This is a genomic window from Pelagerythrobacter aerophilus, from assembly GCF_003581645.1.
Taxonomy (GTDB): domain Bacteria; phylum Pseudomonadota; class Alphaproteobacteria; order Sphingomonadales; family Sphingomonadaceae; genus Pelagerythrobacter; species Pelagerythrobacter aerophilus.
In genome coordinates this window covers 312,195-325,536 of the sequence record NZ_QXFK01000014.1, presented here as the reverse complement: position 1 = coordinate 325,536, position 13,342 = coordinate 312,195, and the positions used below count along the sequence as shown (strand labels likewise).

General features: G+C 65.5%; 11 protein-coding genes. 7 read left to right on the top strand and 4 right to left on the bottom strand.

What is annotated here, in order from left to right; translation table 11 throughout:
• Window positions 1-22: 22 nt before the first annotated feature.
• The 3 genes from D2V04_RS05400 (at window position 23) to ppdK (ending at window position 5,861) form a co-directional block, all read left to right on the top strand.
• On the top strand, window positions 23-922 hold the full coding sequence (locus D2V04_RS05400) for a glycine--tRNA ligase subunit alpha (RefSeq protein WP_119512260.1): 900 nt from the start codon (window positions 23-25) through the stop codon (window positions 920-922).
• Window positions 919-3,081: a glycine--tRNA ligase subunit beta gene (gene glyS, locus D2V04_RS05395; protein ID WP_119512259.1), complete on the top strand. Its 2,163-nt coding sequence runs from the start codon at window positions 919-921 to the stop codon at window positions 3,079-3,081. The genes D2V04_RS05400 and glyS overlap by 4 nt, the downstream gene beginning before the upstream one ends.
• 116 nt (window positions 3,082-3,197) lie before the next feature.
• On the top strand, window positions 3,198-5,861 hold the full coding sequence (ppdK, locus tag D2V04_RS05390) for a pyruvate, phosphate dikinase (protein WP_119512258.1): 2,664 nt from the start codon (window positions 3,198-3,200) through the stop codon (window positions 5,859-5,861).
• Here ppdK and D2V04_RS05385 read toward each other — a convergent pair.
• Complete coding sequence (locus D2V04_RS05385; protein ID WP_119512257.1) at window positions 5,858-6,613, bottom strand: methyltransferase domain-containing protein; 756 nt, start codon at window positions 6,611-6,613, stop codon at window positions 5,858-5,860. The genes ppdK and D2V04_RS05385 overlap by 4 nt on opposite strands.
• Window positions 6,614-6,642: 29 nt before the next feature.
• On the opposite strand from D2V04_RS05385, the gene D2V04_RS05380 reads away from it, so the two are divergent.
• The 4 genes from D2V04_RS05380 to D2V04_RS05365 all read left to right on the top strand — a co-directional run bounded on the left by D2V04_RS05380 (window position 6,643) and on the right by D2V04_RS05365 (window position 10,458).
• Window positions 6,643-7,443, top strand: a complete 801-nt coding sequence (locus D2V04_RS05380; RefSeq protein WP_119512256.1) for a ComF family protein — start codon at window positions 6,643-6,645, stop codon at window positions 7,441-7,443.
• 356 nt (window positions 7,444-7,799) lie between these two features.
• The gene (hisI, locus tag D2V04_RS05375; protein WP_119512255.1) at window positions 7,800-8,159 is read left to right on the top strand and encodes a phosphoribosyl-AMP cyclohydrolase; all 360 of its coding nucleotides are present in this window, start codon (window positions 7,800-7,802) and stop codon (window positions 8,157-8,159) included.
• Window positions 8,160-8,189: 30 nt separating this feature from the next.
• Window positions 8,190-8,624 (top strand): MerR family transcriptional regulator, encoded by a 435-nt coding sequence (locus tag D2V04_RS05370; RefSeq protein WP_119512254.1) that lies wholly within the window; start codon window positions 8,190-8,192, stop codon window positions 8,622-8,624.
• A 28-nt stretch (window positions 8,625-8,652) separates the two neighbouring features.
• Complete coding sequence (locus D2V04_RS05365) at window positions 8,653-10,458, top strand: acyl-CoA dehydrogenase C-terminal domain-containing protein (RefSeq protein WP_119512253.1); 1,806 nt, start codon at window positions 8,653-8,655, stop codon at window positions 10,456-10,458.
• A 96-nt stretch (window positions 10,459-10,554) separates the two neighbouring features.
• On the opposite strand, the gene aqpZ is transcribed toward D2V04_RS05365, so the two are convergent.
• From aqpZ to D2V04_RS05350, 3 genes are all read right to left on the bottom strand, one after another.
• Complete coding sequence (aqpZ, locus tag D2V04_RS05360) at window positions 10,555-11,280, bottom strand: aquaporin Z (RefSeq protein ID WP_119512252.1); 726 nt, start codon at window positions 11,278-11,280, stop codon at window positions 10,555-10,557.
• A gap of 121 nt (window positions 11,281-11,401) precedes the next feature.
• Window positions 11,402-12,100 (bottom strand): dienelactone hydrolase family protein, encoded by a 699-nt coding sequence (locus D2V04_RS05355; RefSeq protein WP_119512251.1) that lies wholly within the window; start codon window positions 12,098-12,100, stop codon window positions 11,402-11,404.
• Between the two features lie 14 nt (window positions 12,101-12,114).
• Window positions 12,115-13,254: an FAD-dependent oxidoreductase gene (locus D2V04_RS05350; protein WP_119512250.1), complete on the bottom strand. Its 1,140-nt coding sequence runs from the start codon at window positions 13,252-13,254 to the stop codon at window positions 12,115-12,117.
• Between the last annotated feature and the right edge of the window lie 88 nt (window positions 13,255-13,342).

The window sequence follows — 13,342 nt, the reverse complement described above, 5'->3', positions numbered from 1 at the left end:
CGCTACGCCATGGCGCGGCGCGATGGACCGGAACCCTTCGAAAAGCTTCCAGGACATGATCCTCGCGCTCCACGATTTCTGGAGCGCGCAGGGGTGCCTGATTCTCCAGCCCTACGACATGCGGATGGGGGCCGGCACGTTCCACACGGCCACGACGCTACGCGCGCTCGGACCCGAGCCGTGGAATGCTGCTTTCGTTCAGCCCTGCCGCCGCCCCACCGACGGCCGCTACGGCGAGAACCCCAACCGGTTGCAGCACTACTATCAATATCAGGTGATTCTGAAGCCGAGCCCGGCGGACATTCAGGATCTCTACCTCGAAAGCCTGCGGGTGATCGGGATCGACCCATTGCTGCACGACATTCGGTTCGTGGAGGACGACTGGGAAAGTCCGACGCTCGGCGCCTGGGGGCTGGGCTGGGAAGTCTGGTGCGACGGGATGGAGGTGACGCAGTTCACCTACTTCCAGCAGATGGGCGGCTTCGATTGCAAGCCGGTCGCGGGCGAACTGACCTACGGCCTCGAACGCCTGGCGATGTACATCCAGGGCGTCGACAACGTTTACGATCTGAACTTCAACGGCCGCGGCGTCACTTATGGGGACGTGTTTCTCGAGAACGAGAAGCAGATGTCGAAGTGGAACTTCGAGGTTGCCGATACGGACGCGCTGTTCGATCTCTTCCGCAAGGCCGCGGCGGAATGCCGCAACTGTCTCGACAACAACGTACCGATCGCCGCTTACGAACAGGCGATCGAAGCCAGCCACGTGTTCAACCTGCTCCAGGCGCGCGGCGTCATCAGCGTGCAGGAACGGGCTAGCTACATGGCCCAGGTCCGCGACCTCGCCCGCGGTAGCTGCGAGGCCTACATGGCGAAGGAAGCCCCGCGCTGGGCCGAGAAATACCCGGAGTGGTCGAAATGAGCGACTTCCTCCTCGAACTTCGCTCCGAAGAAATTCCCGCTCGCATGCAGGCCGGCGCGCGCGCCGAGTTCGAAAAGCTGTTTCGCCGCGAGATGGACGCGGCTGGCGTCGAGGTCGGCGAGGTGACCGTCTGGTCGACTCCGCGCCGGCTTGCCCTCGTCGCGCAGGGTCTGCCCGAAAGCACCAGGGCCGTAAGCGAGGAAGCCAAGGGCCCGCCCGAAGGCGCGCCCGATGCGGCGATCGACGGCTTCTGCCGCAAGAACGGCGTCACTCGCGACCAGCTCGAACTGCGCGAGATCAAGGGGCGAGCGACCTGGTTCGCCGTGATCGAGAAGCCCGGACGCGCGACGCGCGACCTCCTTGCCGAAGCCATCCCTGCGATCGCACGCGATTTCGCCTGGCCCAAATCCATGCGCTGGGGTGCAGCCTCGGTCTCGACTGGATCGCTGCGCTGGGTGCGTCCGCTCTCGGGCATCGTTGCGATCCTCGGGGAGGAACTGGTGGAGTGCGCGGTAGACGGCGTTCGCTCCGGTTATGCCACGCTCGGCCACCGTTTCCATTGCCCGGGCGAGATCACCATCGGCGGCGCGCACGACTACGCCGAGAAGCTGCGTGCCTGCCATGTGATCGTCGACCAGGAGGAACGCGCCGCGCTGATCCGCGAGGGCGCGCAAAAGGCGGCGGCGAAGGCTGGGCTCACGCTGGTCGAGGACGAGGGACTGGTGATCGAGAACGCCGGCCTCACCGAATGGCCCGTGCCGCTGCTCGGCCGCTTCGACGAAGCTTTTCTCGATGTCCCGCCCGAGGTCATCCAGCTCACCGCGCGGACCAACCAGAAGTATTTCGTGTGCGAGGATGAGGGCGGCAAGCTCGCCAACGCCTTCGTCTGCACTGCCAATATCGAGGCGGCGGACGGCGGCGCGGCGATCGTCGACGGCAACCGCAAGGTCCTCGCCGCGCGCCTTTCCGACGCCCGTTTCTTCTGGGAACAGGACCGTAAGACCTCGCTCACCGAGCAGACGAAGAAGCTTGAGCGGATCACCTTCCACGAGAGGCTCGGCACCGTCGCCCACAAGGTCGAGCGTGTCGCGAAGCTGGCAAGGTGGCTGGTGGAAGAGGGCATCGTGAAGGGTGCGAACCCTGACCTCGCCGAGCAGGCGGCCCGGCTCGCCAAGGCAGACCTCGTCACCGAGATGGTCGGTGAATTCCCCGAACTCCAGGGTCTTATGGGCGGTTACTACGCCCGCGCCGAGGGCCTGTCAGACGAAGTCGCCGACGCCATCCGGGACCATTACAAGCCAGTCGGGCAGGGCGATCAGGTGCCAACCGCGCCGGTGACGGTGGCGGTGAGCTTGGCGGACAAGTTGGATACGCTCCGCAGCTTCTTCTCGATCGACGAGAAGCCGACGGGCTCGAAGGATCCCTTTGCTTTGCGTCGCGCAGCGCTCGGCGTGATCCAGCTGCTCGAAACCAATAGTCTGCGGTGCAACCTTTCCGCCATTCGGTCTGAGCCGGTTGACGGGATGCCGTGGCCCACAGGGGAGCCGGAGCGCGGACTCCTCGACTTCTTCGCCGATCGCCTCAAGGTCCAGCAGCGCGAAGCCGGCGTCCGTCACGATCTCATCGACGCCGTTTTCGCACTCGGGAACGAAGACGACCTCGTGCGGCTTCTTGCTCGTGTGAACGCACTGCAGGCCTTTATCGCGACCGAGGATGGCGCCAATCTGCTCGCCGCGTACAAGCGCGCCTCGAACATCCTCAAGAAGGAGGACTGGCGCGGGATCGAGGGCGAGATCGCGCAGACCGGCGAGGAAGATCCGCTGGCGATCGTCGACGATCCCGATCTCGCGGCCGTGGTTGCGGCCAAGATGGCGGAGCGGCACGCGAGCGGGCTGTCCTACACGCCCGAGCCGGCCGAGAAGGCACTGATCGACGCGTTGCACGCCGCCGAGCCGGAAGCCGCGCGCGCCGTAGAGCAGGAGGACTTCGCCGCCGCCATGGCCGCGCTCGCCTCGCTGCGTGCGCCGATCGACCGCTTCTTCGACGAAGTGACGGTAAACGCGGATGAAGAAAAGAAGCGTGCCGCGCGGCTCGATCTGCTTGCACGCTTCCGTGCTGCAGTGCACAAAGTGGCTGACTTCTCGCGCATCGAGGGGTGAGGGCGCGCTCCGCATGGGTTGGCCTGGCGGCGAAATATCGCCTGGGACAACCGGTTGGATCGCGTAGTTAGGATGGGGGCGGCATCGTCTCGGTAACTTTTCCGGCAGGGAGCGCAATGGAACAGACGGTCTTCACCTTCGGCGGCGATACGCCGCATACGAATGCGCGACAGAAGGACAAGACCGTCACCGGCGGCAAGGGCGCCAACCTCGCCGAGATGGCGTCGATCGGCCTGCCGGTGCCGCCCGGGTTCACGATCACGACCGAGGAATGCGTCCGCTACCTGAAGCACGGCGGCGATTTTTCGAACGAGCTACGAGCCGAAGTCGCCAAGGCCCTGGAGCATATCGAGAAAACTGTCGGCAAGCGCTTCGGCGACGCGGCCGATCCGCTGCTGGTCTCGGTCCGTTCGGGCGCGCGGGTTTCGATGCCGGGCATGATGGACACCGTGCTCAACCTGGGGCTCAACGACGACACGGTGGAGGGGCTCGCTGCCGCCTCGGGCGACCCGCGCTTCGCCTGGGATTCCTATCGCCGCTTCATCCAGATGTATTCCGACGTCGTGCTCGGGCTCGATCACGGCCTGTTCGAGGAAGCTCTCGAAATCGCAAAGGAAGACAAGGGATTCTACAACGACACAGAGATGGAATGTGAGGACTGGCAGGCGCTGGTCGGCGAATACAAGCGGATTGTCGCTGATGCGCTGGGAGAACCATTCCCGCAGGATGTGTCACGCCAGCTCTGGGGCGCCATCCGGGCGGTTTTCGATAGCTGGGATTCCGAACGCGCCAAGGTCTACCGCCGCCTGAACGACATTCCCGGCGACTGGGGCACCGCGGTCAATGTGCAGGCAATGGTGTTCGGCAACATGGGCGACACGTCCGCCACCGGCGTTGCCTTCACCCGCGACCCCGCCACGGGGGAGAAGGTCTACTACGGCGAATACCTGATCAACGCGCAGGGCGAGGACGTCGTGGCCGGCATTCGCACCCCGCAGTATCTGACGAAAACCGCGCGCGAGGCGGCGGGCGCAAAGCCGCTCTCGATGGAAGAGGCGATGCCCGAGGCCTATGCCGAACTCGCCCGCGTGTTCGATCTGCTCGAACGCCATTACCGCGACATGCAGGACATCGAATTCACCGTCGAGCGCGGCAAGCTCTGGATGCTGCAGACGCGCAGCGGCAAGCGCACCGCCACGGCCGCGCTCAAGATGGCCGTGGACATGGTGGGTGAGGGCTTGATCAGCGAAGAAGAGGCGGTGTTGCGCGTCGATCCGATGGCGCTCGACCAGCTTCTTCACCCCACGCTTGATCCAGATGCCCCGCGTGACGTGCTGACCACGGGCCTGCCGGCCTCTCCAGGCGCCGCCTCGGGCCGCATCGTACTCGACGCCGACACTGCCGAGCAGTGGTCGCAGCGGGGCGAGAAAGTCATCCTTGTCCGGGTCGAGACCAGCCCCGAGGACATCCACGGGATGCATGCCGCACAGGGTATCCTGACGGCCCGCGGTGGCATGACGTCACACGCCGCCGTGGTCGCCCGTGGTATGGGGCGGCCCTGCGTATCGGGAGCGCCCGGTGTGTCGATCGATCTCAAGACCCGCACGCTGCGCATCGGGGAGCGGGAACTGGCCGAGGGTGACACGCTCACGCTCGATGGCAGCAAGGGCCAGGTCATGGCGGGTGAGGTCGCGACGGTCGAGCCGGAACTGGCGGGCGACTTCGGCACGCTGATGGAGTGGGCCGACCGCCATCGGCGGATGAAGGTGCGCACCAATGCCGAGACGCCGGCGGATTGCCGCATGGCACGCCAGTTCGGCGCCGAAGGTATCGGCCTCTGCCGCACCGAGCACATGTTCTTCGACGCCGGCCGGATCAGCGCCGTGCGCGAGATGATCCTCGCCGAAAACGAGCAGGGGCGCCGGGCGGCGCTCGCCAAACTCCTGCCCGAGCAGCGTGCCGACTTCCGCGAGATCTTCGCCGTTATGGCGGGCCTGCCATGCACCATCCGCCTGCTCGACCCGCCACTGCACGAGTTCCTGCCGCACGGCGATGCCGAGTTCGCCGAGCTCGCGGAAGTGACCGGCGTCGGCGTCGATCGTCTCAGGCGCCGTGCGGACGAGCTGCACGAGTTCAATCCCATGCTTGGCCATCGCGGCTGTCGCCTCGGTATTACCTATCCCGAGATCTACGAGATGCAGGCGCGCGCGATCTTCGAAGCGGCCTGCGAAGTCGCCGAGCGATCGGGTGAAGCTCCGGTGCCCGAAGTCATGATTCCCCTGATCGCCACCCGACGCGAGCTCGAGCTCCTGCGGGCGCTGGTCGATCGGGTCGCCGGCGAAGTGTTCGCCGAGAAGGCGCGCACGCTCGAGTATCTCGTCGGCACCATGATCGAGCTTCCGCGCGCCGCTCTTATGGCGGGTGAGATCGCGGAAGAGGCGACATTCTTCTCGTTCGGAACCAATGACCTGACGCAGACCACTCTCGGTGTTTCGAGGGACGATTCGGCGCGCTTCCTCGCACCGTATGTGGAGAAGGGCATCTTCGCGCGCGATCCGTTCGTAAGCCTCGATATCGAGGGGGTGGGGCAGCTTGTGGAGCTCGCTGCGGAGCGGGGCAGGGCGGCACGGCCCGACATCAAGCTCGGCATTTGCGGGGAACATGGCGGCGATCCCGCCAGCATCGCCTTCTGCGACACGGTCGGGCTGGATTACGTCAGCGCATCGCCGTACCGCGTGCCGATCGCCAGGTTGGCCGCAGCGCAGGCCGCGCTTCGCTAGCTCTTCCAGCCAGTTAGGATGACAATCTCGAAGGTCTCGGTAACGCGGCCGTCTGCATCCGCCGTCTCGAGAAAGGCCTCCCGCGCACGCTGAAGCGCGGCGCGGGACAGCGGCGGCGGTGCGGCTGCGAGGACGTTCGTCAGCGCCTGGCTGCGCAAATCCTCGACCAGGCGGTCGAGCGCGCCGTAGCGGACCCGCAAGGGGTAGCTATCGGCCACCTGGCGGCCGAAGCCTGCGCGCTGCATGAGTGCCGAGCCGGCCTGGACGTCGATCATCGGATGCATGCGCGCCGCCGGCCTGTCGGGCTCTGCTGCCAGCAGGGCGCGCCGGAGATTGGCCAGACTCCCGGCGCCCACGAAACTCACCATTGCGATGCCGCCGGGAGAGAGAGCATTACGCAGATGGATCAGCGCGCCGGGCACGTCGTTGACGGTGTCGATCGCGCCAAGGCTGGCGATCAGATCGAACGTGCCGTCGATCGCCTTCTCCTCGTCATGCTCGAGCGGATCCACCGTGCGGACCGTCTCGGCGCTTTCCGCCAGCGCTGTACGTGCCAGCCCGGTCGGATCTCCCGACAGCAGCGCGGTACCGGGGCGGAAGTTCATGAAGGCAAGCCGCTCCTCCAACTCTTCGGCCATCGACCGGAACACGAAATCGGCCGCACCCTCCCGGCGCTGTTCGGCAATGGAACGGCGCCAGCGTGCGCGTCGCCGATGAGGTGAGAAGATCTGCGGAACCCGGGCTGCCGTCATGCGACCGCCCTGCCGGGCTTGCCTTCGCCATGCAAGAGCGACAGCATCGCCCGGTGAGTGCCGCCACAGCCTTGCGCGAATCGATCGCTCCGCTGGTCGATCTGATCTTCCCGCCGCGCTGTCCCGTCTGCGGTGCGGGAATCGCACAACAGGCCGGGCTCTGCGCATCGTGCTGGAGCGAACTCGTTATTCCCGGTGAACCCGCATGTGCGGCGTGCCAGCGCCCGTTCGCGAGCGAGTCGATGGCTGGCGATGCCATCTGCGCGCCTTGCATGGCGCAGCCTCCGCGACACGACGGGATCGCCGCCGGGACGCTCTATAACGACACCGCGCGCAAGCTCGTGCTCGCCTTCAAGCACGGCAGGCGCATCGCGCTCGCTCCTATGCTGGCGCGCTTGATCGCAGCCCGGCTGCCGGCGATGGAGGGGCCGTGGCTGGTGATGCCGGTACCGCTCCACCGGTGGCGGCTGTGGCATCGCGGCTTCAATCAGGCCGCTCTCATCGCGGCCGAGATCGCGCGTCTGACGGGGACGGAGTTGATGGTTGACGCTCTCGAGCGGCGTAAACGCACTCCGGCGTTGGGCGGGCTCGGGCGCAAGGCGCGGATGCGGACGCTTCAAGGTGCGATCGCGGTCGATCCCCACCGCGGCACGCGCGTTCGCGGCGCGCAGGTCCTCCTGGTGGACGATGTGCTGACAAGCGGGGCGACGAGCGATGCCTGCGTGGCCGCTCTCAAGCGTGCAGGCGCCACACGAGTGGTTATCGCATGTTTTGCCCGGGTTCTGGAGGATGACAGCGCAAGCGGCGCCGTGGCGGCGCCCGAGAACTAGACATCTCATAAACGAAACGCCCGAAGCCGAAGCTCCGGGCGCCACGTGACGAAAATCGTCGGTCTCGCTTAAAGCTGCGCAGTCACCCCCATCGACTGCGGGCACGAGACCCGATCCCTCAACGTTGCGGGGGCGCCATCACCGTGCGGCTGGCTGCGTCCCCAATTCCCCCTGAACCTGGCGCTCTTGTGGCACCGAACGGTCGGTGGGCGGCTCTTGCGAGCTGCATCCACTTCTTCCCATCTGGTGGCCGTTCATCAAAGTGACATGTGTGGCGGGTGCGGATTTTGAGCCGCCCCTGTGGTTATCGTGCAACAAATCAATTAACGGGCAGGGCCGCGCGACTGTTTAGCCTGATGGAGAACACCTTGATCGACCGATTCGAACCCAAGTTCGACAGCAGCGGATTACTCACTGCAGTGGCGGTCGACAGCGCCAGCGGTGCGGTGCGCATGGTGGCGTTCATGGATCGCGAAGCCCTGGCAAAAACGCGCGAGACCGGTCTGGCGCACTTCCATTCGCGCTCGCGCGGCGCGCTCTGGCTGAAGGGGGAGACTTCGGGCAACACCTTGCAGGTTGAAGAAATCCTCGTCGATTGCGATCAGGACGCGGTAGTGCTTCGCTGCCGTCCACAGGGGCCGACCTGCCACACCGGGGCGGAGAGCTGCTTCTTCCGCAAGCTCGACGGCGACCGCCTGATCCCGGCCGAAGATTGACGTTTACGTAAAGGGTATTATTCTGCGGCCATGCCTGATCCCGCCCGCAAGCTCCCCGAACCGCATTCCGGCGCCCATCTCGAGCGCCCCGACAAGCATTCGCGCGAGCAATATTCCATCTCCGACCTGACCTCGGAGTTCGGCTGCACCGCTCGCGCACTGCGCTTCTATGAAGACGAAGGGCTGATCGGCCCCAAGCGCCTCGGTCTAACGCGAGTCTACTCGAAACGCGACCGCGCGCGACTTGCGTGGATCATGCGTGCGAAGAACGTCGGGTTCTCGCTATCCGAGATCCGCGAAATGATCGACCTCTACGATCTCGGCGACGGGCGGGTCGAGCAGCGGCGCGTAACGGTCGAGAAATGCCGCGCGCACGTCGCCAAGCTCAAACGCCAGAAGGCGGATATCGATTCTTCCATCAAGGAACTGAGCGCCTTCATCAAGCTGGTCGAATCGATCGACTGACCAGAACTCTTTTTCTTAGGACCAACGCATGCCGATCTATACCGCCCCGACCCGCGACACGCGCTTCGTCGTCAACGAACTCCTCGACCTCGCGAGCTACGGCGATCTGCCGGGTTTCGAGAGCGCCACGCCGGATATGATCGACACCGTGATCAATGAGGCGGGCAAGTTCTGCTCCGAAGTCCTCGCGCCCCTCAATCAGGCCGGCGACGAACACGGATGCACCCGGAACGAGGACGGCTCGGTCACCACGCCGCCGGGATTCAAGCAGGCGTTCGAGCAATTTCGCGAGGCCGGTTGGGGTACGATCTCCGCGCCCGAAGAGTTCGGCGGGCAGGGCATGCCGCACGTGCTCGGCTTCGTGATCGAAGAGTTCATCTCCTCGGCCAACCAGGCGTTCGGCATGTATCCGGGTCTGACCAACGGCGCGGTGTCGGCGCTGCTTGCCAAGGGATCGCCCGAGCAGCAGGCGAAGTACGTGCCGAAGATGATCGCCAACGAATGGCTCGGCACCATGAACCTGACTGAGCCGCAGTGCGGCACCGATCTCGGCCTGATCCGCACCAAGGCGGAGCCACAGGCCGACGGCAGCTACGCGATCACCGGTACCAAGATCTTCATCTCTGCCGGCGAGCACGATCTGACCGAGAACATCATCCACCTGGCGCTGGCCAAGACCCCCGGCGCACCGGATTCGACGAAGGGCATATCGCTGTTCGTGGTTCCCAAGCTGTTGGTGAACGATGATGGCTCGCTGGGTGAGCGGAACGGCGTCACCTGCGGCTCGATCGAGCACAAGATGGGCATCCATGGCAACTCGACCTGCGTGCTCAACTATGACGGCGCGAAGGGCTGGATGGTCGGCGAGGAAAACAAGGGGCTCGCCGCGATGTTCATCATGATGAACGCGGCGCGACTCGGGGTCGGCATCCAGGGCTTCAGCCAGGCGGAAGCCGCCTATCAGAACGCAGTGGCCTACGCGCTCGACCGGCGGCAGGGCAGGGCGCTGGCCGGCCCGGCCGAGCCGGAGGAAAAGGCCGATCCGATCATCGTCCATCCCGATGTGCGCCGTATGCTGATGGATGCGAAGGCCTTTACCGAAGGCTTCCGGGCGCTCGCACTGTGGGGCGCACTGCTGGCCGACCTGTCGCACAAGGCCGCGAGCGAAGAAGAGCGCGCCGAGGCCGACATGCTACTCAGCCTGATGACCCCGGTGATCAAGGGCTACGGCACGGACAAGGGGTTCGAGACCGCGGTCAACATGCAGCAGGTCTTTGGTGGGCATGGCTACATCAAGGAATGGGGCATGGAGCAGTTCGTGCGCGATGCCCGTATCACCCAGATCTACGAAGGTACCAACGGCATCCAGGCAATGGATCTGTGTGGGCGCAAGCTGGCGCAGAACGGGGGCGCCGCGATCCAGGTGTTCTTCAAGCTGGTCGGCGAGGAAGCCGCGGCGGTCAAGGGCGACGAGACGCTGGGGCCGCTCGCCGGACGGCTCGAGAAGGCGCTGAACGAACAACAGGCCGCGACCATGTGGTTCATGCAGAATGCGATGCAGAACCCGAACGACCTTGGCGCGGGCGCGCACCACTACATGCATATCATGGGGCTGGTGACGCTCGGCCTGATGTGGCTGCGCATGGCGAAAGTCGCGCAAGAGAAGCTCGCTGCCGGAGCGGAGGACAAGGCGTTCTACGAGGCCAAGCTCGTCACCGCCTGCTACTACGCCGAACGTTTCCTGCCGGATGCCGGTGCGCTGCGGCGCAAGCTCGAAGCGGGGAGCGAAGCGATGATGGCGCTCGGCGAGGATGGGTTCGCCACGGCTGTTTAAACGGCGGCCATCCAGCCACCGTCATCGTTTTTCGAACGTCGCTCACGGCTGCCGAGTGCCGCCCCGCGTGCTCTGCGCGGGGCGGCGCGTACCAGGTCACGCCCGCTCGGCATCTCCGCCGATGTGGTCCAGGGTCTCTCCCGGCATCAACAGGAAGCGCCAGATCAGCGCACCCAGCGCCCCGCCGACCAGTGGTGCAAGCCAGAAGAGCCATAGCTGACCCATGGCCGCGGTGTCCGCGAACAGAGCCACGCCGGTCGAGCGTGCCGGATTGACCGAAGTGTTGGTCACCGGGATCGAGACGAGGTGGATCAACGTAAGAGCCAGGCCGATCGCGAGCGGCGCGAAACCTGCCGGCGCGACCCGGGACGTCGATCCCAGGATCACGATCAGGAAGCCGGCAGTCAGAATCACCTCGATCAGCAGGGCCGCCTTCATGGAATAGCCGCCCGGCGACAACTCGCCGAACCCGTTGGTGGCAAATCCGCCGGCCTCGAAGCCGGTTTGCCCGGAAGCGATCGCCAGCAGCGCAGCGCCCGCGACGATCGCCGCCACGACCTGAGCGATCCAGTATGGGATCACCTCTTTCCATGAGATGCGGTTGGCGACCGCAAGGCCCAGTGTTACCGCAGGATTGAAATGCGCTCCGGAAATTCCTCCGACCGCGTAAGCCATCGTCAGGACCGTAAGACCAAAGGCAAATGCGACACCGGCGAAGCCGATGCCAAGGTCAGGAAATCCCGCCGCGAGAACCGCCGCGCCGCAGCCACCGAAAACGAGCCAGAACGTGCCGAAAAATTCGGCCCCTAGTTTGCGGACCATGTCTTTGTCCTCCCTCTCCGTTGTTCTTCGTCTCCCCAGAACAAGTTAAGACACAATCGCAGAAAAGAGAAAAGTTAAAGAATGTGTCTTGCCGATCCAACGCGTAAATGTGCGCGCGAGACTAGCCGAGAACTTCGGACAACAATTCCAGCATTGCGGCCCAGCTTTGCCGGTCGGCGCTGGCGTCGTAGTCGACCGCAGCACTGGCCGGAGGTGGAGCGGGATTGGTGAAGCCGTGCTTCACGCCGCCGTAGCTGTGGAAATGCCAGTTCGCGTCGGCGCGATCCATCTCCTTCCAGAACGCCAGCACGTGTTCGCGCGGAACGAGCGGGTCGGCATCGCCATGGCAAACGAGTACGCGCGCTCTGACCGCGCCAGGTTCGGCGGGAGCCTGCGTGTCCAGCAGGCCGTGAAAACTCGCCACCAACGCCAGATCGGTCCCGTCGCGGGCAAGTTCGAGCGCGGCCTGTCCGCCCATGCAGAAGCCGATCGCCGCCATCCGCAGATCTGGTGCAGCCTCACGCAGTGCAGCGAGCGCGGCATGAAGCCGGGCGCGGTAGGCGCGCAGATCTGCGCGCAGGTCATTCGCCCATTCGTTCGCTTGCACGAGGTCGCCGGGCGAGGCGCCGTAGAAGTCGCAGATCATCGCCAAATAGCCCACCTCCGCCAACGCGCGAGCCTTCGCCTCGACGGCGGCGGTGGGGTTCATGATCGTCGGGAAGACAGCGATCGCGGCGCGAGGCTCGCCCTTCGGGCGAACAAGGCGGCCGGCGAGCGCACGATCACCATCGGTGTAGGTGACTGCTTGGAAAGGTGCCACGATCGCTATCCCGCCTAGGTCGCGTAAACCTGCCGCAAGATCGCCAGCGCGCGTTCCGTTTCGGCCCGATCGACCGTCTCGTTCGGGTCGCCGTAACCGAAGTCCTCATTCGGGCCATAATACTGGATGACGACACCGTCGCGCCGCGAGATCGCGTTCACGCCGCCGTAGTAGAGCGAATAGCGCGACTCCGGCTGCGGGATCAGCCATCCGATCTGGCCGCGGACCGGCACCATGCCGGCGTCGCTCCAGATCGCCTTTGCGCCGTAGCCCATGCAGTTCACTATCACCGCTTCCGGCAATGCGAGCACCGCGGTGCGGTCGGGAAAGCTGCGCCGAATCATCCGTCCACCGCGCAGCATGAAGAGCCGTGCGAGCCGGTCAGCGTAGCTGGCGACGTTGAACACCATTCCGTTGCCGGTTGCGGTTTCGCGCGGTGCGAAAGGGTTCTCCTCCGCGGCCATTTGCCGCCAGGGCGGCTGCAGGTCGCGTACCCGGCGGTGGATGTGGAGGAAATCGTGCGCGGCCGGCGGACCGCCTCCCGGTTCGCCGTCGCTCACCTCGTACTGGGGGAGGAACTCGACCGGATCTCCGAGAAGGCCGACCATCCGCAGATGCGTGGCATAGGAGGCGCGGGCCCAGCCTTCCCAACGTTCCGCGAATCCGGTCGGCGCAGCGTCCGCCAGAGCGATCCGGCTGCTCGGTGACCACACGCCCGTGGCGCGTGCGGAGCGGGTTTCGGCAGGGAACTCCTCAGCGTAGATCGTTACCTTCGCGCCCGTTTCGATCAGGCGCAGCGCGGTCGTGAGGCCGATCACGCCTGCGCCTACCACGGCGAATTCACTTGCCCCACCCGAACGCGCGAGCGCCGCGGCCTCCGCCGCGCAGCCCCACCCGAGCGACCAGCCCGCACCACCATGGCCGTAGTTGTGGACCACGGTTGTCTCGCCAAACCGCTCGGCCTCGAGGCGAGGGCCGGCCGGACGGAACGGGCGCAGGCAGACGGTGACCTTCATCACATGGCCGGCATCGAGGCGGAGCGGCACCAGGCGCGGGCTGGCGGATGTCGATGAAATCCGCGCGCCGGTGGGGGTGCAGCCTGCCAGAAGAGTGGCAGCGCCTCCAGCCAGCACAGTGCGACGCCTGACGTGCATTAGCGACCTCCCAAACCGTTCATGCCGAGCTCGTCGGAGCACCGCGCTGGGCAACGCTAGAAGGAAATGCGGTCCTTCGACAAGATGG